Source organism: Streptacidiphilus alkalitolerans, from assembly GCF_042511045.1.
GTDB classification, from domain to species: Bacteria; Actinomycetota; Actinomycetes; order Streptomycetales; family Streptomycetaceae; genus Streptacidiphilus; species Streptacidiphilus alkalitolerans.
Genome location: NZ_JBHEZX010000011.1, coordinates 163,457 through 181,188, shown reverse-complemented (window position 1 = coordinate 181,188; position 17,732 = coordinate 163,457). Strand labels below are relative to the sequence as shown.

Annotated in this window: 15 protein-coding genes; 5 read left to right on the top strand and 10 right to left on the bottom strand. The window is 74.2% G+C overall.

Going from position 1 to position 17,732, the window contains the following annotated elements:
• Positions 1 to 5 precede the first annotated feature (5 nt).
• Both ACEZDG_RS24465 and ACEZDG_RS24460 read right to left on the bottom strand, forming a co-directional pair.
• Positions 6 to 1,487, bottom strand: coding sequence for a phytoene desaturase family protein (locus ACEZDG_RS24465; RefSeq protein WP_380513112.1), 1,482 nt, complete (start codon positions 1,485 to 1,487; stop codon positions 6 to 8).
• Positions 1,488 to 1,648: 161 nt separating this feature from the next.
• Complete coding sequence (locus ACEZDG_RS24460) at positions 1,649 to 2,209, bottom strand: TetR/AcrR family transcriptional regulator (RefSeq protein WP_380513110.1); 561 nt, start codon at positions 2,207 to 2,209, stop codon at positions 1,649 to 1,651.
• Between the two features lie 116 nt (positions 2,210 to 2,325).
• Here ACEZDG_RS24460 and ACEZDG_RS24455 point away from each other — a divergent pair, with 116 nt between their 5' ends.
• Positions 2,326 to 3,777, top strand: a complete 1,452-nt coding sequence (locus ACEZDG_RS24455; protein WP_380513108.1) for an MFS transporter — start codon at positions 2,326 to 2,328, stop codon at positions 3,775 to 3,777.
• On the opposite strand, the gene ACEZDG_RS24450 is transcribed toward ACEZDG_RS24455, so the two are convergent.
• Both ACEZDG_RS24450 and yczR read right to left on the bottom strand, forming a co-directional pair.
• A complete protein-coding gene (locus tag ACEZDG_RS24450; RefSeq protein WP_380513107.1) occupies positions 3,774 to 4,370 on the bottom strand; it encodes a DUF4126 domain-containing protein in 597 nt (198 codons plus the stop codon). The genes ACEZDG_RS24455 and ACEZDG_RS24450 overlap by 4 nt on opposite strands.
• Before the next feature lie 493 nt (positions 4,371 to 4,863).
• Positions 4,864 to 6,327: a MocR-like transcription factor YczR gene (yczR, locus tag ACEZDG_RS24445; RefSeq protein WP_449341736.1), complete on the bottom strand. Its 1,464-nt coding sequence runs from the start codon at positions 6,325 to 6,327 to the stop codon at positions 4,864 to 4,866.
• Positions 6,328 to 6,418: 91 nt separating this feature from the next.
• Here yczR and yczE point away from each other — a divergent pair, with 91 nt between their 5' ends.
• On the top strand, positions 6,419 to 7,084 hold the full coding sequence (gene yczE / locus ACEZDG_RS24440; RefSeq protein WP_380513104.1) for a membrane protein YczE: 666 nt from the start codon (positions 6,419 to 6,421) through the stop codon (positions 7,082 to 7,084).
• On the opposite strand, the gene ACEZDG_RS24435 is transcribed toward yczE, so the two are convergent.
• Genes ACEZDG_RS24435 through ACEZDG_RS24425 form a run of 3 tightly spaced genes read right to left on the bottom strand, consistent with a single transcriptional unit; the run spans position 7,050 to position 10,550 of the window.
• Positions 7,050 to 7,646, bottom strand: coding sequence for a TetR/AcrR family transcriptional regulator (locus ACEZDG_RS24435; RefSeq protein WP_380513102.1), 597 nt, complete (start codon positions 7,644 to 7,646; stop codon positions 7,050 to 7,052). The genes yczE and ACEZDG_RS24435 overlap by 35 nt on opposite strands.
• A gap of 44 nt (positions 7,647 to 7,690) precedes the next feature.
• Complete coding sequence (locus ACEZDG_RS24430) at positions 7,691 to 9,850, bottom strand: YhgE/Pip family protein (RefSeq protein WP_380513100.1); 2,160 nt, start codon at positions 9,848 to 9,850, stop codon at positions 7,691 to 7,693.
• A complete protein-coding gene (locus ACEZDG_RS24425) occupies positions 9,837 to 10,550 on the bottom strand; it encodes an ATP-binding cassette domain-containing protein (protein ID WP_380513098.1) in 714 nt (237 codons plus the stop codon). Before ACEZDG_RS24425 ends, ACEZDG_RS24430 begins: the two co-directional genes overlap by 14 nt.
• A gap of 191 nt (positions 10,551 to 10,741) precedes the next feature.
• On the opposite strand from ACEZDG_RS24425, the gene ACEZDG_RS24420 reads away from it, so the two are divergent.
• From ACEZDG_RS24420 to ACEZDG_RS24410, 3 genes are all read left to right on the top strand, one after another.
• The gene (locus ACEZDG_RS24420; RefSeq protein ID WP_380513096.1) at positions 10,742 to 11,323 is read left to right on the top strand and encodes an SAV_6107 family HEPN domain-containing protein; all 582 of its coding nucleotides are present in this window, start codon (positions 10,742 to 10,744) and stop codon (positions 11,321 to 11,323) included.
• Positions 11,324 to 11,402: 79 nt separating this feature from the next.
• The gene (locus ACEZDG_RS24415) at positions 11,403 to 12,155 is read left to right on the top strand and encodes a methyltransferase domain-containing protein (RefSeq protein ID WP_380513095.1); all 753 of its coding nucleotides are present in this window, start codon (positions 11,403 to 11,405) and stop codon (positions 12,153 to 12,155) included.
• Positions 12,156 to 12,393: 238 nt separating this feature from the next.
• Positions 12,394 to 12,777, top strand: a complete 384-nt coding sequence (locus tag ACEZDG_RS24410; protein WP_380513093.1) for a DUF3040 domain-containing protein — start codon at positions 12,394 to 12,396, stop codon at positions 12,775 to 12,777.
• Between the two features lie 68 nt (positions 12,778 to 12,845).
• Here the strand turns inward: ACEZDG_RS24410 and ACEZDG_RS24405 are convergent, their stop codons facing one another.
• The 3 genes from ACEZDG_RS24405 to ACEZDG_RS24395 are packed head-to-tail and all read right to left on the bottom strand — an operon-like array spanning position 12,846 to position 17,609.
• Positions 12,846 to 15,182 (bottom strand): DUF3488 and transglutaminase-like domain-containing protein, encoded by a 2,337-nt coding sequence (locus ACEZDG_RS24405; RefSeq protein ID WP_380513091.1) that lies wholly within the window; start codon positions 15,180 to 15,182, stop codon positions 12,846 to 12,848.
• Entirely contained in the window at positions 15,179 to 16,621 is a 1,443-nt protein-coding gene (locus ACEZDG_RS24400; protein ID WP_380513089.1) for a DUF58 domain-containing protein, read from the bottom strand. Before ACEZDG_RS24400 ends, ACEZDG_RS24405 begins: the two co-directional genes overlap by 4 nt.
• Before the next feature lies 1 nt (position 16,622).
• Positions 16,623 to 17,609, bottom strand: a complete 987-nt coding sequence (locus ACEZDG_RS24395) for an AAA family ATPase (protein WP_380513268.1) — start codon at positions 17,607 to 17,609, stop codon at positions 16,623 to 16,625.
• Positions 17,610 to 17,732: the final 123 nt, after the last annotated feature.

Here is a 17,732-nt window from a genome sequence, read left to right as displayed (position 1 = left end):
ACCGGTCAGGGCGTGCCGACCAGCTCGGCGGTGACCGCCGCCGACATGCCGACCCGGGCCAGCCCGCCGCCGGGGTGCGCCGCGCCGCCGATCAGGTAGAGGCCGGCCGTGGTGGTCCGGTTGGGCGCGTGCAGATAGCGCCCGTCCGCTCCGGCCAGGGCCGGTCCGGGGACCGCGCCGCCGGGCGCGCCGGTCCGACGCTCGGTGTCGGCGGGCGTGCTGACCTCGCGCCAGAGCACCCGCGCGCGCAGCTCGGGCGCGGCATGGGCGAGCACGGTGTCGGCGTAGGCCTCGGCGGCGCCGGGCGCGGTCCAGTCGAAGCCCCCCGGGGTTCCACCGGTGGTGTGCGCCGGGACGGTCACCGTCAGCACCGCGGCCTCGTGCCCGGCCGGGGCGAGCGTGCTGTCGTCCGGGCGCAGCACCTGCACGGTGGGCCGGGCGCAGAGCCTGGGCGCGGCCGAGAACAGCGCGTCCAGCTCGTCCGTCCGGTCGGCGGCGTGCACGACGGTACGGTGCGGCTCCGCCGCCGGGCGCTCCCCGCGCAGGGCGAGCAGCACCGTGAACCGGCCCGAGGACGGCAGCGCCCGCGGTCCCGGCAGACCGGCCGCGGCCGGGTCGGCGTCGCAGAGCACCACATCGGCGTCCAGCCTGCCGCCGTCGGCCAGCCGCACCCCGGTGACCCGCTCCCCGCCGAGCACCTGCTCGACCCGGGTGTCGAAGCGCAGCTCCACCCGCCGCTGCTCGCAGCGCCGCAGCACCGCGTCGGCGAGGGCCCGGATCCCGCCGGTGACGTACCAGACGCCGAAGCTCTGCTCCATGTACGGCAGCACCGTCAGCGAGGCGGGGGCCCGGCGCGGATCGAGGCCGAAGCGCAGCGCGTACTCGTCCAGCAGCGCGGTCAGGCCCGGGTGCCGCAGCTCGCGCGCGGCCACCTCGGCGCAGCTGCGCGGCGGCCGGGCGAACGGGCCGCGCCGGGCCGGAACGTACGGGTCCCGGTGCAGGGCTGACGGATCGTCCGGCAGCGGCTCCTCCAGCAGCGGGCGCCTGGTGGCCTCCCAGACCCCCCGGCCGCGTTCCAGCAGGTCGCCCCAGCGGCTGCCGACGCCGGGGCCGAGGGTCTCGTCCAGGGCCTGGACCACCTTGGCCCGGGAGGCGTTGGCGAGCGCGACCCGGCTCCGGTCCGGGAGCAGGTGGACGCTGCCGGGCTCGACCGGGCGCAGCTCGACCTCGTCCTCCAGCCGGGTGCGGCCGGTCTTCAGCATCAGGTCCCGGTAGACGGCGGGGAGGGTGAGCAGGGTCGGCCCGGTGTCGAAGCGGAACCCGTCCTTTTCGAACTGCCCGACCATCCCGCCGTGGGTCGGCCCGGCCTCGCACACGGTGACCCGGTGGCCGACCGTGGCCAGCCGTGCCGCGGCGGCGAGCCCGCCCATCCCTGCGCCGATCACGACGATACGTGCCATGGACACTGATCTTAGAGTGCCCGGCAATTGGTGGCTGGCGTCGCGGGCCGATGGCCGTCGCCTGGCCGGGTTGTCGTCAGTCGCCAGGGCTCCGCCATGGCTCCCTCCTCCGCCCCGCCCAGACTCGGCCCTCGACCCGCTCCTCCATCCAGCCACCAATTGCCGGGCACTCTAAGCCGCACCCGGAGTCACTTCAGCACCCGCAGTCCGTCCATGATCAGGTCCACCAGTTTGTCGGTGTCCACGGTCTTGCCGCTGTCGCAGGCCCAGGTGATCCCGCCGATCAGCATCAGCAGGTCCTTCATGCCGATGTCGCCGCGGATCTGGCCGCTCTCCTGGGCCCGGGCGACCAGGTCGTGCATGGTCGTGTGCAGCACCCGGCCGGGGGACTCCCGGCCCGGCTCGGGGGGCAGCAGCACCGCGGTGAGCCCGCGGAAGACGGTGACATGGGCGATCAGCCGGCGCAGCCAGGTGTCCAGGGCCTGCGCCGGGTCGTCGGCGACCAGCAGCGGTTCGGCCTCGTCCAGGACCGACTGCATCCACTGCTCCATGACCGCGCCGACCAGGTCCTGCCGGGTCGGGAAGTGCCGGTAGAGCGTGCCCGCGCCCACCGCGGCGCGCTTGGCGATGTCGTCCAGCGAGGCGTTGGCCCCGTGTTCGAGGAACGCCTCAGTGGCAACGGCGACCAGGCGGTCGTAGTTGCGGCGGGCATCGGCGCGCATCGGTCGCACCGGCGGCGGCTCGGTCATACGGCATCCACATCCGAGGGTTGATAACCGGAGACTATCTCCGTATTGTCGTCAAGGGAACCGGAGAATCTCTCCGTTTGCGTTCCACTCCTTCGCCATGACCTCAGGGGAGAGCCATGTCCGAGAACATCATCACCCGTCATGCCGCTCCGGCCGTAGAGCGCGCAGCAAAACCGGAGGTCCGCCCACCACGGCCGGGGCTCGCCCTGGCGCTGATCCTGGCCTGTCAGCTGATGGTGGTCCTCGACGCCACCGTGGTGTCCATCGCGCTGCCGGGCATCCAGCGCACCCTGCACTTCTCCGCCGCCGGGCTGTCCTGGGTGCAGAACATCTACCTGCTGGTCTTCGGCGGACTGCTGCTGCTCGGCGGCCGGGCCGGGGACATCCTCGGCCGCCGCCGGCTGCTCACCTTCGGCGTCGCCCTGTTCACCCTGGCCTCGCTGCTCGGCGGCCTGGCCACCAACCCCGGCCTGCTGATCGCCGCCCGTGCGGCGCAGGGCGTGGGCGCCGCGATCGCCGCGCCGAACACCCTGGCGCTGATCGTCAGCACCTACCAGGAGCCGGCCCGGCGGGCCCGCGCGATCGGGCTGTTCTCCAGTATGTCGGCGGGCGGCGCGGCCGTGGGGATGATCCTCGGCGGGCTGCTGACCTCGTACTTCTCCTGGCGCTCGGTGATGTTCATCAATGTCCCGTTCGGGCTGGCCATCGTGCTGCTGGCACCCCGGCTGATCCGTGAGCCGGAGCGCCACCCCAGCCGGCTGGACCTGGGCGGGGCGATCACCGCGACCCTCGGCACCAGCGGCCTGGTGTACGCCTTCATCCGCGCCGCGACGGCGGGTTGGAGCGCCCCGTCCACCCTCGGCTGCTTCGCCGCGGCGGTGCTGCTGCTGGCCGGGTTCGTGCTCTGGGAGGCCCGCGCGGCCAAGCCGCTGCTGCCGCTGCACCTGCTGACCGACCGGGTCAGGGCGGGCGGCTACCTGACCATGCTGCTGCTGCCCGCGTCGATGTTCGGGATGTTCTTCTTCGTCACCCAGTACCTGCAGAACGTGCTCGGCTACAGCCCGCTGCGGACCGGTTTCGCCTTTCTGCCGCTGGCCCTGCTGATCTTCGTCGGCGCGCGGCTCGCCCCCAGGCTGGTGCCCCGCTACGGCACCAGGCCGTTCCTCTACGGCGGCCCGGTGCTGCTGCTGACCGGGCTGCTGCTGCTCACCCGGATCAGCGCGCACACCGGCTACGCCGGCGGGATCCTGCCGTCGATGGTGCTGTTCGGGACCGGCGCCGGATTCACCATGGTGCCGCTGAGTATCACCATCCTGTCCGGGGTGCGTCCGGAGGAGTCCGGCGCGGCCTCGGGCACGCTGCAGACCATGCAGCAGGCCGGCGGCGCGCTGGGCACGGCGGTGCTGCTGACCGTCTTCTCCGCGGCCACCCGGCACCCGGCCGGACGGACCCCGCACGCGCTGTTCGCGCACGGGGTGTCCACCGCGATGGGCGCGGCGGCGCTGGTCATCGCGGTCGCGCTGCTGACCATTGTGGCGGTGGTCCGCCCGCAGGGACGCCCGCGCTAGCGGGGCGCGGCGCGCAGGGCGCGGCGTTCGCGGCGGCGGATCCAGAAGCGGCGGATCCGGGAGAGGGTGAAGCCCAGCAGGGTCAGCCCGATCAGCAGCAGGATCCCGGCGATGATCGCCGCGGGCACCGGATGGAACAGGGCCAGGGCGACCAGGCCGCCGACGGTCAGGTCCTCCAGGGTGCTGATCACCATGTTGCTGAAGGGCTCGGGCGAGGTGTTGACCCCCATCCGCAGCCCGGCCTTGACCAGATGGCTGGCCAGCGCGGTGGTCCCGCCGACCGCCCCGGCCGCGAGCGAGCCCAGCGAGTCGTGGGCGTGCCCGGCCAGCAGCGCCGCGACCACGGCCCCCGCGATCGGCCTGATCACGGTGTGCAGCGCGTCCCAGGAGGAGTCGATGTAGGGGATCTTGTCGGCCACCGCCTCGCAGAGGAACAGCACCCCGGCCGCGACCAGCACATCCGTCCGCTCCAGGGCTGGCGGCACCGAGGCGATGCCGTCGAAGCGGCCGAGCAGGCCCATCAGCAGCACCACGGCGTAGGCGTTGACACCGCTGGCCCAGCCACTGGTGAAGATCAACGGAATGAGTGACACGGAGGGGTCTCCTTCTCGGTGCTCGACACCGTATCCGACGCCACCGCGCGCCGACCCGTTCCCTCGGGCGATCACTGAGTACAGGTACTCAGTTGTACCCACCTGGCGGGTTGAGTAGGAGCGCGGATACCCCGCGACCTGCGGAAAGGGCAAAGTATGGGTCACCGGGAAGGACCGGGGCCGGGAACGGCCCGAAGGTCCGGCACCGGGACACGGCAGGCGGTGACCGGCAGCGGACGCACACGGGGGGCTCCTCCTGGGGAGCAACGGGTGCGGCCGACGGGGGCCGGTCGACGCGGGCCGTACGGCTGGCACGGGGACTGCACCGCCGACACGGGGCGGCGGAGCAGGTACCCGGGCCAGGGCGGCACGAACACGCCGCCGACCGTGGTTCCGGGGGGAACCAACGGGGGAACGCGAGGGGGCGGTGCCTGCACGCCGGCGGCGGGGATCCGCCGGGACGCAGACACCGTCCCCTTCGCACAGGCAGGCGTCAGAGCAGCGAGAACTCGCCCGGCGCCGCCGCTCCCGCGCCCGCCGCCCGGGCCGCGGCCAGTCGCCGCACCGCCTCCTGGGACACCTCCACCGGCTGGGCGAACGGCAGCCGGACAAAGCGTTCGAGCACCCCGTCCACGCCGAACCTCGGCCCGGAGCCGATCCAGACGCCGAAGGACTGGGCCGCCGTCGCAGCCAGCGCGCTGCCGCTGATGCCGCCGTCCTCGGTGCGCACCCACAGCGACAGACCGCCGTCCGGGACCCGGAAGGTCCAGCCGGGCAGCTCCCGGCGGACGGCGGCGACCAGCGCGTCCCGCTGCTCCCGTACCCGCTGCCGCTGGAAGGCCAGCACCTCGGGCAGGCAGTCGGTCAGCAGGTGACGGACCGCCAGCTGCTCCACCACCGGGGAGCAGACGTCCAGGCTGGCGCGGTCCCCGGCGATCCGGCGGATCAGGTCGGGCGCGGCCCGGATCCAGCCGATCCGCAGGCCGCCCCAGAAGGTCTTGCCCGCCGAGCCGATGGTGATCACGCTGCCGCTGCGGTCGAACGCGGCGGTGGGCCGGGGCATCGGGGCGCTGTCGTCGAGCGAGAGCTCGACCATGGTCTCGTCCACGATCAGCTGGGTGCCGGTGGCCCGGGCCAGCGCGACCAGGTCGCGCCGCTGCTGATCCGGCATCAGCAGCCCGGTCGGGTTGTGGAAGTCGGGGATCACATAGGCGACCGTCGGCGCTGCCTCGCGCAGCGCCCTGGCCCAGGCGTCCATCGACCAGCCGTCCCGCTCGAACGGCACCGGGACGGCCCGGCCGCCGTGGAAGCGGATCGCCTGCAGCGCGTTGGCGTAGCTGGGGGACTCCACCGCGATCCGGTCGGCCGGGCCGACCAGGGCGCGCAGCAGCAGGGTGAGCGCCCCGGCCGCGCCACTGGTGATCATGATCTGCTCGGCCGTGGTCGGCAGCCCGCGCTGGACGAAGCGCTCGGCCACCGCCTCCCGCAGCACCTGCAGCCCGGCCGGGAAGTCGCCGTGGGTCCTGGTGTACGCGGGGAGTTCGGCGCAGGCCGCGGCCATGGCCCGGCCGATCCACGGCTCGGCCGCGGACATCGCGGCCACGCCCAGGTCGATCACCCCGCCCCGGTCGTTCGGCAGCGGCGAGAGCCCGGCCGCCGGCAGCGGATGTCCCGGCGGCAGCGCGGTCCAGCTCCCGGAGCCGCGCCGGCTGGCCAGGAAGCCCTGCTCGCGCAGCAGTTCATAGGCCGCGGTGACCGTGGTGCGGCTGACCCCGAGCACGGCGCAGAGCTCGCGCTCGGCCGGCAGCCGGGTCTCCACCGGCACCCGGCCGTCCAGGACCAGGGTGCGCAGTGACCCGGCCAGCGCGCGGTAGGCGGGCCCGCGACGCTGTTGCCAGCCGCCCAGGGCCCGGTCCAGCTGGGTCGCGCCGATGGAGGAGCGAGCGCTCACAACCAGTCCACCTTTCCCTGATTGGCCCTGGAAAGGCAGGCCAATTGCCTCCAGGGTGGCAGCAGAACCACGGAATTCACAAGGGGGACCCCTTCACATGAGCACCGGCACCCTGGCCCGTCGCCTGGTCCAGCTCTACCTGGGCCTGGCCCTCTACGGCGGCAGCATGGCCCTGCAGATCCGGGCCGCGCTCGGCCTCGACCCCTGGGACGTCTTCCACCAGGGCCTGACCAGGCACGTCGGGCTGTCCTTCGGCACCATCACCATGATCGTCGGCGCGGCCGTGCTGCTGCTCTGGATCCCGCTGCGGCAGCGTCCGGGCCTCGGCACGATCAGCAATGTCTTTGTCATCGGCCTGTCCGTGGACGCCGCACTGGCCTGGATCCCGACCCTGCACGGCCTGCCGCTGCGGATCGGGGTGCTGGCGGCCGGCATCGTGCTGAACGGCATGGCCGGCGGCCTCTACATCGGCGCCCGCTTCGGCCCCGGCCCCAGGGACGGGCTGATGACCGGCTTCTGCCGCAGGACCGGGCGCTCGGTGCGCCTGGTCCGCACCGGCATCGAGGTGACCGTGCTCGCCGTCGGCCTGCTGATGGGCGGCAGCGCCGGGATCGGCACCGTCGCCTACGCGCTGGCCATCGGCCCGCTGGTGCAGCTGTTCCTGCCGCTGTTCACGGTCCCGGAACGGCCCGCGCCCGGCGCCGGAAACGACGCCGTCGCCGCCCCGGTCAGGCCGGCATCCGAGCCCGCAGCAGTCGGCTGAGCCCGCCGTGGATGTCGTCCAGGCTGCGTTCCGGCTGGAACGCCAGCCAGTCCAGGGCGACCACCAGCACCATGCCGAACACCGCCGAGGCCGTCAGCTGGACGTCCAGGTCGTCCGGCAGCTCCCCGGCCGCGACGGCCTCGGCGAGCACCGCCGCGACCACCGAGACGGTCTCCTCCCGCATCAGCCGCAGGGTGCTCTGCCAGGTCCGGTTGGTGCGCCAGGTCTCGGCGACGAACAGCTGGGCGAAGGACGGATAGGTCCTGATGAACTCCAGGCCCGCCCTGGCCATGGCGTCCAGCGCCGGGAGGCCGCTCAGCCCGGCCTCGGGGCCGGCCTGCTTGAGCGCGGCGGTGAGCAGCCCCACGCCGTGCCGCAGCAGCTCCTCGAACAGCTCCGACTTGCTGGCGAAGTTGTAGTAGACGGTGCCCTTGGCGACCCCGGCCCGCTCGGCGATCTCGTCCACCGTGGTGGCCGAGAAGCCCTGCTCGGCGATCAGCGTCACCGCGGCCTCGTAGAGCTTCTGGCGGGTGGCGGTGCGGCGGGGATTGCTGCTGCTCATACCGCCATTGTCCCCCGGGCGACCGGGGTTCCCGGCCGGATCCGTCACAGCGTCAGCTCCGGGTGCAGCCGGGACACGGTCCAGACCTGGCGGCGGCGGGCGGTCAGCGTGGTCAGCGCCAGCGCCGCCAGGGTGAACGCCGCCAGCACCGCGCTGCCGGTCCAGACCGCGGTCAGGTCGCCGCCGCTGACCAGTCGGCGCAGCCCGGCCACCACATAGCTCATCGGCAGGAACGGGTGGATCGCGCCGAAGAAGCCGGGGCTGGTCTCCACCGGGTAGGTGCCCCCGGCCGAGGTGAGCTGCAGCATCAGCAGGGCCAGCGCCAGCAGCCGCCCGGCCGGGCCGAAGCGGGCGTTCAGCCACTGGGTCACCGCCGAGAAGCACAGCACGGTCAGCGCCAGGAAGCCCAGCACCCCGGCCGCGTGCACCGGTTGCAGGCCGAGCGCCCAGCAGAGCACCGCCATCAGCGCCCCCGCCTGCAGCAGTCCGAGCCCGGCCACCGGCAGCCACCCGGCCAGCGCCGCGCGCCGGGCCGGGGCGTTGGCCGCCAGCGCCCGGTTGCTCAGCGGGCGCAGCAGCATGTAGCCGACCATCGCGCCGACCCAGAGCGCCAGCGGGATGAAGTACGGGGCGAAGCCGGTCCCGTAGTCGGGGGTGGCGTTGAGCTCGTCCTTGGCCAGCTGCACCGGGTCGCTCATCGCGGCGGCGCGGGCGTTCCGCTGGTCGGCGTCGTAGTCGGGGATCTGCCCGGCACCGCTGTGCAGGCCGTCGGCGAGCTTCGCCGAGCCCCCGGCCAGGCTGCCGAGGCCGGAGTCCAGCTGCCGGGCCCCGTCCGAGAGCCGGTAGAGGCCGCTGCTGAGGCTGTGCGCGCCGCTGTCCAGGCGGGTCAGCCCCTGGTCCAGGGTGGTGGCGCCGCTCCGGGCCTGCCCCGCGCCCTGCTGCAGCGCGGCGGCGCCGGTGGCGAGGGTGTGCACCCCCCGGTTGAGCTGGTTGACCTGCGCCACGGCGGTGTCGAACTTCCCGGCCAGCCCGGGCTGCTCCAGCGGCTTGGCCAGGGCGGCCACCCGGTGCGCGTCCGCGGCCAGCGAGGTCAGCTCCGGGGCGAGCTGCTGGACCTGGTCGTCCAGCCGCCCGGCCACGTCCAGGACCTGATGGGCCGCCAGGTCGCCGGCGTGCAGCCGGGCGCAGTCCTGGGTGGACGGGTCGGCGCCGCACTGCTCGGCGTAGAGGGCGTCCAGACGGGCGGACGCGGCCTTGGCGTCCGCGAGCGCCCGGCGGCTGTCGGCGGGCAGCCGGCCCAGGTCGGCGGCTATCTTCTCGGCGTTGTCCGCGACCAGGGTGGCCGAGGTGCTGATCAGCTCGGGGTGCTCGTGCAGCAGCGGGGAGAGGTCGGCCGCCACCGGGTTGACCGCGTCCGCGAGCTGCTGGGTCCCGGCGGCGGCCTGCCGGGCGCCGGAGGCGAGCCGGCCCGCGCCCTGGTCCAGGCTGCCGAGGCCCTCGGCGAGCGCGGCGCTGCCGCTGCGGGCGGTGTCGAGCCCGGCGGCGAGCTGCCGCGCACCGCCCTGCGCGGACTGCGCCCCGGCGGCCAGCCTCCCCGCGCCCTGCTGGGCCTGCCCGGCCCCGGCGGTGATCCTGTCCGCGCCGTCCGCGGCCTGGACGGTGCGGTCGTGGAGGTCGGCGAAGCTGACGAAGACCTGGTCGTAGAAGCCCTGGGAGGCCTGGCTGGAGCTGGCCGCGCGGATCTCGTCGAACACCGAGCGGGAGATCTGGCCGACGATGTAGTTGTTGGAGTCGTTGGTCTGCACCTTGAGCTCCCCGTCGGCGGGGTGGTCGCTGTCGCTGCTGCCGATGTCCCGGCTGAAGTCCGCGGGGATGGTCAGCGACAGGTAGTACTTGCCCGAGGCGACGCCCTTGGCCGCCTGCTGCGGTCCTACGGTGTCCCAGCCGAAGATCTGACGCTGCTTCAGCTGGTCGGCGAGCTGCCGGCCCGCGTCGATCCGCTTGCCCTGCACGGTGACCGCTTTGTCCTGGACCACCAGCGCCACCGGCAGCCGGTCCAGATGGCCGTACGGGTTCCAGAACGACCACAGGTAGAGCGCGCCGTAGAGCAGTGGCAGCAGCATCAGCGCGACCAGCGCGGCGCGGGGGAGCCGGCCCCGGTAGAAGCGGCGCAGTTCGAGCCGGGCCAGGTCAGGCGTTCGCATCGGTGGGGTCCACTTCCTCGGTGGTCGGCTCGGTGGTCAGGTCGAGCAGCAGGTCGGCCCGGTCGGATCCTTCGGTCGCGGCGGCCAGCACGGTGGTGCCCGCGTCGGCGATGCCGCGCAGCATGGCCCAGGCGGCGGCCCGGTCCGCGACCGGCAGCCGGTGGTCGGCGTCGTCCACGCAGAGCAGCCGGGGGCGGCCGAGCAGCGCCAGCGCGGTGGAGAGCCGCAGCGCCTGCAGCGGCGCCAGGGCGCGGACGGGGGTGCCGGGGCCGTCCGGCAGTTCGTCGAGCACCAGCCCGGCCAGGGCCAGCGCCTGCTCCGAGCCTCGGCGCGGGGCGCTGCGGGAGAAGTGCAGCAGCCGCCGCTCGCGCAGGTGCTCGGCCACGGTGAACGTGCCCTCCAGGTCGTTCACCCCGGGCACCGGGCCCAGTGCGGCGATCCGCCGCACCGCCGCCGCCTGCCGCGGGAGCCGCAGCCCGGCCACGGCGGCCAAGCCCTCGGTGGGTTTCATCCGGCCGGACAGGGTGAGCAGCAGGGAGGTGCGCCCGGAGCCGGCCGCCCCGCCGAGCACGGTCAGGCTGCCGGGCCCGGCCGCCAGCTCCACGCCCCGGTAGACCCAGCCGCGCGGGCCGCGCAGCCCGAGGCCCTCGGTGCTGATCGCGGCCCCGGCCGTCCGCTCCGGTTCGGTGCGGTCCTCCATGAGGATGCTGCCCCCTCTTTTGTACTGACTGGTCAGTACAAAGCGTAGCGTACGGCGGGATTGTCAGTGGCGGGGTGCAGCATGTCGTTGAGGGTGCTGTGCCTCACCTGCGGCATTGACGCAGTGTCGTGGGCGGCTACTCTGGGAATGTTCGAATGGGAGTTCGAATACAAGGGAGGACTGGTACAGCGATGAGCGAAAAGGTGATCCCCACAGCACAGGTGCTGCAACTTCCCCTGCAGGCCGCACAGAGCAGCAGCACCCACGGCAGCAGCACCGGCGGCGCCGCGAAGCCCTACCGTCCGCCCTCGGACATCCATCCGGTGCTGCGCCGGGCCGGCGCCCCGCCGGCCGCCCTCGACCTGCTCGCGCAGGCCTACCGCGGGCTGGACGAGGCCCGCGGGATGCAGGGCCCGCTGGAGCGCTACGCCATAGCGCACCTCGCGGCGTTGCGGGCCTCGGCCGCGGTGCTCGCGGTGCGCGGCCGTCCGGAGGAGAGCCCGCGCAAGCGCGGCCGGATCCGCAGCGCCTGGGAGGTGCTGCCCGAGGTCGCCCCCGAGCTGGCCGAGTGGGCGGTCTACTACGCGGCCGGGGCGCCCAAGCGGGCCGCCGCCGAGGCCGGGATCGCCTCCGCGGCGACCATGCGCGAGGCCGACGACCTGATCCGCAACACCGCGCTGTTCGTCCGCATGGTGCAGCGGGTGGTCGCGCTCCAGCCCGTGGTCGAGCGGGCCGAACGGGAGGGCGAGCCGCCGATGCCGCGCACCGGCTGAGCCCGCCACTGTCTACCGGACGCTCTAAGGTTGGGAGGGTCCTGTCGCAGCACCACCCAGCCCGCCGAGGAGCCCTCCCGTGTACCCGACGCGTCCCCGCAGTTCCCTCCGGACCGCCGTCGTCTGGGAGGTGCTGCGCGCCGCGCTCGCCAGGCGGGCGGAGGAGCTGGACCGTCCGGTCCTGGACGTGCTCGACACCGGTGGCGGCACCGGCAACTTCGCGGTGCCGGTGGCCCGGCTCGGCCACCGGGTGACCGTGGTCGACCCCAGCCCGGACGCGCTGTTCGCGCTGGAGCGCCGGGCGGCCGAGGCCGGGGTCACCGACCTGGTCCGGGGCCTGCAGGGGGACACCCAGACCCTGCCCGAGCTGATCGACCCGGCCAGCGTGGACGCGGTCTTCTGCCACGGGGTGCTGGAGGTGGTGGACGACCCGGCCGAGGCCCTCGGCCAGCTCGCCGCGACCCTGCGCAAGGGGGGCATGGTCAGCCTGCTCGCGGCCAACCGCAACGGCGCGGTGCTGGCCCGCGCCATCGCCGGGCACTTCGCCGAGGCCCAGGGCCTGCTGGAGCACCCGGCCGGGAGCCCGGACGGCCCCGCGGCCCCGCCCCGCCGCTTCACGGTCGAGGAACTGCGGGCCCTGGCCGACGCCGCCGGGCTGCAGGTCGCCTCGGTGCACGGGGTGCGGATCTTCGCCGACCTGGTCCCCGGCGTCCTGGTCGACACCGAGCCCGGCGCGGTCGAGGCCCTGCTCGCGCTGGAGCGGGCCGCCGCCGAGCAGTCCGCGTTCCACACGGTGGCCACCCAGCTGCACGTACTGGCCGAGCTCAGGTGACCCAGCAGCCCCGGGCGGCCCACCGGAACCTTCCTCCCCGCCCCGGCCGTTGTCCGAGTGGCGCACATCCTGCTGCGCGCTTCAAAATTCGGCGGCCGACCGTATGATTCGGGTAAAGCCAGCAAGGCATGACAGTCCGCCCGTCGGGGCATACGCATCACAGGCAGGATCCTGCGGCGGACTGTAGTCCTGACGGGGACGGCGGTGGTCGCCGGAGCGACCAGAGTAGGAGGACGACGTGCCGCTCTCGGAGCACGAGCAGCGTCTGCTCGAGCAGATGGAGCGAGCGCTGTACGCCGAGGACCCCAAGTTCGCGACAGCGCTTGAGGGTACGGGGCTGCGCGCCCGCACCCGCCGTACGGTCTACCTGGCTTCGGCCGGATTCGTCGTCGGCGTGGCCCTCCTGATGGGGGGCATGGTCACCAGGCTCTGGTGGCTGAGCGTGGTGGGCTTCGTGGTCATGCTCGGCAGTACCGTGCTCGCGCTCACCAACTGGCGCCGGGCGCCGCGGCTCGGCGTCGCCGACCCGCGCACCGGGGAGCCGCTGCGCCGGCGCAAGGCCGGGGTGGTCGACCGCATGGAGCAGCGCTGGCAGCGTCGTCACGACGAGCAGCAGGGTTGAACCTGCGGCTCGGCTGAAACGTCGGGGGCGGCACCGGAAGGTGCCGCCCCCTCTGCCTGCTCCGGTGCCTACTCCGGGTCCCGCTTGCGCCGCAGTACCGCGGAGAGCCGGTCCCTGATGCCGCGGTTGAGCCGTGCGGACGACGGCGGCAGCAGCACCGCGCGGATCCGGGCCCCGCGGCCGACCGAGGCCCGCAGCCCGCCGCGCACCGCGCGGACGTCCTGCCGCAGCGCCGGGTGGGCCTCCCGCCTCGGCGCGTACAGCACCTGCTCGGTGGCCAGCGCCAGCCGTCCGGCCGCGGCCCGCGGCTCGTCCTTGAGCTCGCCCAGTTCGACGATCCTGGCCGCGATCCGGCGCGGGGTCTCCGCCTCGTCCGGCGGGATGCCGATGTCCCAGGCGGAGTCGATCAGCTCGGTCCAGGCCGCCAGTACCTGCTCCTCGCTCAGTTCCTGCGGGCGGCGCCTGAGCCTTCGGCTGCGGGCCCGCAGCCGCCAGAGCATCGGGGTCAGCAGCAGCGCAAGCAGCAGCGCCCCGGCCGCGATCAGGGCCAGTTCCAGCGGGTTCGGGCCGCCGGCCCGGGTGGTGGCGTCGGTGCCGATGCCCGCGCTGTCGGTGCCGCAGCCGCCGGTGCGCCGCTGGATCTCGTCGGTGCAGCCGGCGCTGGCCTTGGGGCCGGGGGCGGCCGTCGCGCCGGGGGCGTCGCTGGTGGCGGGCTTGGGAGCAGCGGTGCTCCCGGCGGTGGCCGTGGTGTAGTCGGGGGCGTAGCGGCCCGGGGTCGGCTCGAACCGGATCCAGCCCACGCCGCTGAAGTAGAGCTCGGGCCAGGCGTGGGCGTCCTTGGTGCCGACCTCCCAGGTGCCGTTGCTCTGCTTGGTGCCCGGGGTGAAGCCGATGGCCACCCGGGACGGGATGCCCAGCGCCCGGGCCATGGCCGCCATGGTCGTGGCGAAGTGCACGCAGTAGCCCTGCTTGTTGCGCAGGAAGTCGAGCATGGCGTTGGCGCCGGTGTCGGCCTTGACCTGGGTGTTGTAGCTGAAGCCGCCGGTGGTGGTGAACCAGTCCTGCAGGGCCACCGCCTTGTCGTACGCGGTGGTGGCGTTCCTGGTCACGCCCTCGGCCGCGGTCACGATCGCCGCGGGGAAGTTCTTCGGCAGGCTGAGGTAGGTGCCGGTGATGCTCGCGGGCGCCTTGGCCGCGGTCCTGAGCTGCTCGACCGTGGGACGCAGGGCCAGGCTGTTGACCGTGTAGGACAGGTCGCCCGCGACCTGGCCGTTGGCGCCGACCAGGGTCCGGCCCTCCGGCTCGTAGCGCCAGTTGCCGTCGACCGCGACCGAGACCGCCGGGTAGGGCATCGGCAGCCACTGCTGGACGAAGCCGGGCTGGGTGGTGATCTGGGTCTGCACCGACTGGGCCTGGGTGTCGGTGGAGAGCCCGTCGGTGGTCGGCAGCGGCGAGGGCACCGACTCCACCTGGTGGCTGCTGGGGGTCCAGGAGACGCCGTCGAACTTGTCCAGGTCCACGATCCGCAGGTACTGGTCGCCCGGGTTGGTGGCGGTGGTGGTGTAGCTGAGCACCTTGGTGTTGGTCTGCCGGCTGAGTGAGCTCGCCAGCGAGGCCAGCGGGTTCACCGCGGTGATGATCGAGCCGCTGCCGATGCCGGGTCCGCCGCCGAACCGGCCGAGCAGGCCGGTGTCCAGCGAGGGCAGCCCCAGCGGCAGCAGCAGCCCGGCGACCACGGCCAGGGTGGCGATGCGGTAGCCGGTGCTGCTCAGCGGGTTGCCGCCGCCGGTCCCGGCCAGGGTGGCCGGGGTGCCGTGGAAGACCCGGCCCCAGCGGGACAGCCGGTCCTGGCCCTCGGCCATCAGCAGGGCCAGGTAGCCGAGCGCGGCCAGCAGGAACCAGAACCAGACGGTGTCCTTGGGGTGCAGCCCGGTGCCGACCGAGTAGAGCGCCAGCAGCGGCAGCCCGGCCAGCGCGACCCGCTGGTAGGTGACCGCGACCAGGTCCACCAGCAGGCCGATCAGCACCACGCCGCAGACCAGGATCAGGGTCAGCCCGGAGTGGGCCGGGGCCGGCGCCGAGTACTGGGTCATGTCGCTGGTGCCGGCGCTGAACAGGCTGCTCAGCTCCCGGATCGCGCCCGGCCCGGGGAGGACCCCGCCGAGGGCGGTGTCGCTCGCGTAGAACACGGTCAGCAGCAGCACCACGACCAGCAGTTGGACCAGCGGCACCACCGGGCGCGGGACCGGCAGCCGGCGCAGGCCGAGGCCCACGCAGGTCAGCACCAGCACCAGGAAGCCGGCCTGCAGCATCCAGCCGGTGGGGGTGACCAGCGGCCACAGGCAGAACGCCGTCAGCATCGTGGCGGCGGCCCCGCAGAATGCGATCCGGGTGCGCCCGTTCATGCCGTCCTGCCTTTCGGGGTGGGCTGTCTTCCGGCGGAGTACGAGCCCGGGGCCGGGGCGGCCACGGCCCGGTCGGCCTGCTGCCAGAGGTCGGGCAGCGAGTCGCCCGAGCGGGCCGCGAGCACGGTCCAGCCGGCCTCGCGGAGCAGCCGCAGCTGCTGCTCGGTGGCGCTCTCGGGGGCGTCGGCGGGCCGGTCGGGGCCGGCCGGGCCGGTGGTCGCGGTCGGCGGCGCGGCCTGCGCGGTGCGGACCAGCGACCAGCTGGAGCTGTCCAGCAGGATCGCCACCGCCGCCGCGGTCCGCCGCCGCAGCCGGGAGAGCTCGGCCAGCTGCTCGTCGTTCAGGGTGCCGAGCAGGGCCACCACCAGGCCCTCGCCGCCCAGCCTGAGCACCTCCTCGGCCCGGACCAGGCTGTGCCCGTCCGAGAGCTGGACCATGGCCAGGGTGTCAAGCAGCACTCCGGCCGCCTCGGCGGAGGCGGCGCCGAGGCCGCTGCCGCCGGGTCCGGTGACCGCGTCGCCGGTGTCGGTGAGCAGCCGCACGGCGTAGCCGCGCTCCTGCAGGTGCAGCCCGATCGAGGCGGCGGCGCTGACCGCCCACTCGAACGAGGAGGCGGGGCCGCTGCCCCGGTGGCCGATCGAACGGGTGTCCAGCAGCACGGTGGCCCGGCTGCGCAGCGGCTGCTCCTCGCGGCGCACCATCAGCTCGCCGTACTTGGCGGTGGAGCGCCAGTGCACCCGGCGCAGATCGTCGCCGTGCCGGTACTCGCGCGGCACCACGTCGTCCTCGCCGGCCAGGGCGACGGCGCGGGAGTGGCTGTCGCCGTAGCCGGTCCACTCGCCGCTGAGCCGGACCGGCGCCAGCGGCTGGACCTGCGGGACCACGGTCAGGGTGTCGGCGGCGGTGAACGAGCGGGTCAGCTCGCACAGCCCGAACGGGTCGCCGAGGCGCAGCTGCAGCGGCCCCAGCGGATAGCGTCCGCGCAGGTCGGACCGCACCCGGTAGGAGACCTCGCGGTGCCCGCGCGGCTCGACCCGGTCCAGTACGAAGCGCGGCCGGGGGCCGAGCACGTACGGGACCTTGTCCTCCAGCATCAGCAGCCCGGTGGGGACCCGGGAGACGTTGTCGACCCGCAGGTGCACCCGGGCCTCCTGCCCGGCCGGGGTGCGCGAGGGGGTGAGCCGGCGTCCGCTGGCGACCCGGTACCGGGTGCGCATCAGCATCACCGCGCTGATCAGCGGCAGCGCGGCCAGCAGCAGCGCGATCCGGAGCAGCGCGGGCTGCCCCAGCAGGTAGGCGCAGAGGGCGGCGGTGATGCCGGCGGCGAGGAAGGACCGCCCCCGGGTGGTCAGCCCGTGCAGCGCGGTCCTGGCCGCGACGCCGCGCGGTGACCAGGTCCGCGCCGCGCGGCCGGGGCCCGGTCCCGGCTGGGCGGCCATCTCAGCGCGCCGGGTGCGGGATGGGGAGCTGGAGCACCAGGTCGTGGACGACCTGCTCGGGGGTGCGCCGCCCCAGCTGGGCCTCGGCCGTCGGCAGCAGCCGGTGCGCCAGCACCGGTACGGCCAGCGCCTGCAGGTCGTCCGGGATGACGTAGTCGCGGCCGTCCAGGGCGGCGGCGGCGCGGGCGGCCCGCAGCAGGTGCAGGGTGGCCCGGGGCGAGGCGCCGAGCCGCAGCTCGGTGGAGGTGCGGGTGGCGCCGACCAGGGCCACCGCGTAGCGCCGCAGCTCGTCGGCCACATGCACCCGGCGGACCATCTCGATCAGCTTGACCACGTCGTCGGCGTGCGCGACCGGGCGCAGCTCCTGCACCGGGGAGGCCCCGCCGTGCACGTCCAGCATCTGCAGCTCGGCCTCGGGGCTGGGGTAGCCGATGGAGATCCGGGCCATGAAGCGGTCGCGCTGCGCCTCCGGCAGCGGGTAGGTGCCCTCCATCTCGACCGGGTTCTGGGTGGCCACCACCATGAACGGGGACGGCAGCGGGTAGCTGGTGCCGTCCACGGTGACCTGGCCCTCCTCCATGGACTCCAGCAGCGCGGACTGGGTCTTCGGCGAGGCCCGGTTGATCTCGTCGCCGACCACGATCTGCGCGAAGATCGCGCCCGGCTTGAACTCGAAGTCGCGGCGGTTCTGGTCGAACACGCTGGTGCCGGTGATGTCCGAGGGCAGCAGGTCGGGGGTGAACTGGATCCGGCGCACCGTGCAGTCGACCGAGCGCGCGAGCGCCTTGGCCAGCAGGGTCTTGCCGACGCCAGGGACGTCCTCGATCAGCAGATGGCCCTCGGCCAGCAGCACGGTCAGGGCCAGCCCGACCGCCTCCGGCTTGCCCTCCAGCACGCTCTCCACGGAGGCGCGCACCCGTTCCACCACCGCGCTCAGCTCGGCGAGCCCCACGGGCTGCGGTGCCCTGCCCCCCGCCGGTGGCGGCATGACCACCCCGGCCTGCTGGTCGAGGCTGGTGTGCTCGTTGAAGGTCGTCACCCGGTTACTCCTTGGCCCGTGTACGGGGCCATGACCTCACCCCGGTCCGGGCCCCTCCGTGTGCGTCGACAC

What these genes read in the sequence shown, in the direction of transcription:
- ACEZDG_RS24460 (WP_380513110.1), bottom strand. Translation starts at nt 2,209, where the DNA reads ATGACCGAGCCGCCGCCGGTGCGACCGATGCGCGCCGATGCCCGCCGC.
- ACEZDG_RS24455 (WP_380513108.1), top strand. Translation starts at nt 2,326, where the DNA reads ATGTCCGAGAACATCATCACCCGTCATGCCGCTCCGGCCGTAGAGCGC.
- yczE (WP_380513104.1), top strand. Translation starts at nt 6,419, where the DNA reads ATGAGCACCGGCACCCTGGCCCGTCGCCTGGTCCAGCTCTACCTGGGC.
- ACEZDG_RS24435 (WP_380513102.1), bottom strand. Translation starts at nt 7,646, where the DNA reads ATGAGCAGCAGCAATCCCCGCCGCACCGCCACCCGCCAGAAGCTCTAC.
- ACEZDG_RS24430 (WP_380513100.1), bottom strand. Translation starts at nt 9,850, where the DNA reads ATGCGAACGCCTGACCTGGCCCGGCTCGAACTGCGCCGCTTCTACCGG.
- ACEZDG_RS24425 (WP_380513098.1), bottom strand. Translation starts at nt 10,550, where the DNA reads ATGGAGGACCGCACCGAACCGGAGCGGACGGCCGGGGCCGCGATCAGC.
- ACEZDG_RS24420 (WP_380513096.1), top strand. Translation starts at nt 10,742, where the DNA reads ATGAGCGAAAAGGTGATCCCCACAGCACAGGTGCTGCAACTTCCCCTG.
- ACEZDG_RS24405 (WP_380513091.1), bottom strand. Translation starts at nt 15,182, where the DNA reads ATGAACGGGCGCACCCGGATCGCATTCTGCGGGGCCGCCGCCACGATG.
- ACEZDG_RS24400 (WP_380513089.1), bottom strand. Translation starts at nt 16,621, where the DNA reads ATGGCCGCCCAGCCGGGACCGGGCCCCGGCCGCGCGGCGCGGACCTGG.
- ACEZDG_RS24395 (WP_380513268.1), bottom strand. Translation starts at nt 17,609, where the DNA reads ATGCCGCCACCGGCGGGGGGCAGGGCACCGCAGCCCGTGGGGCTCGCC.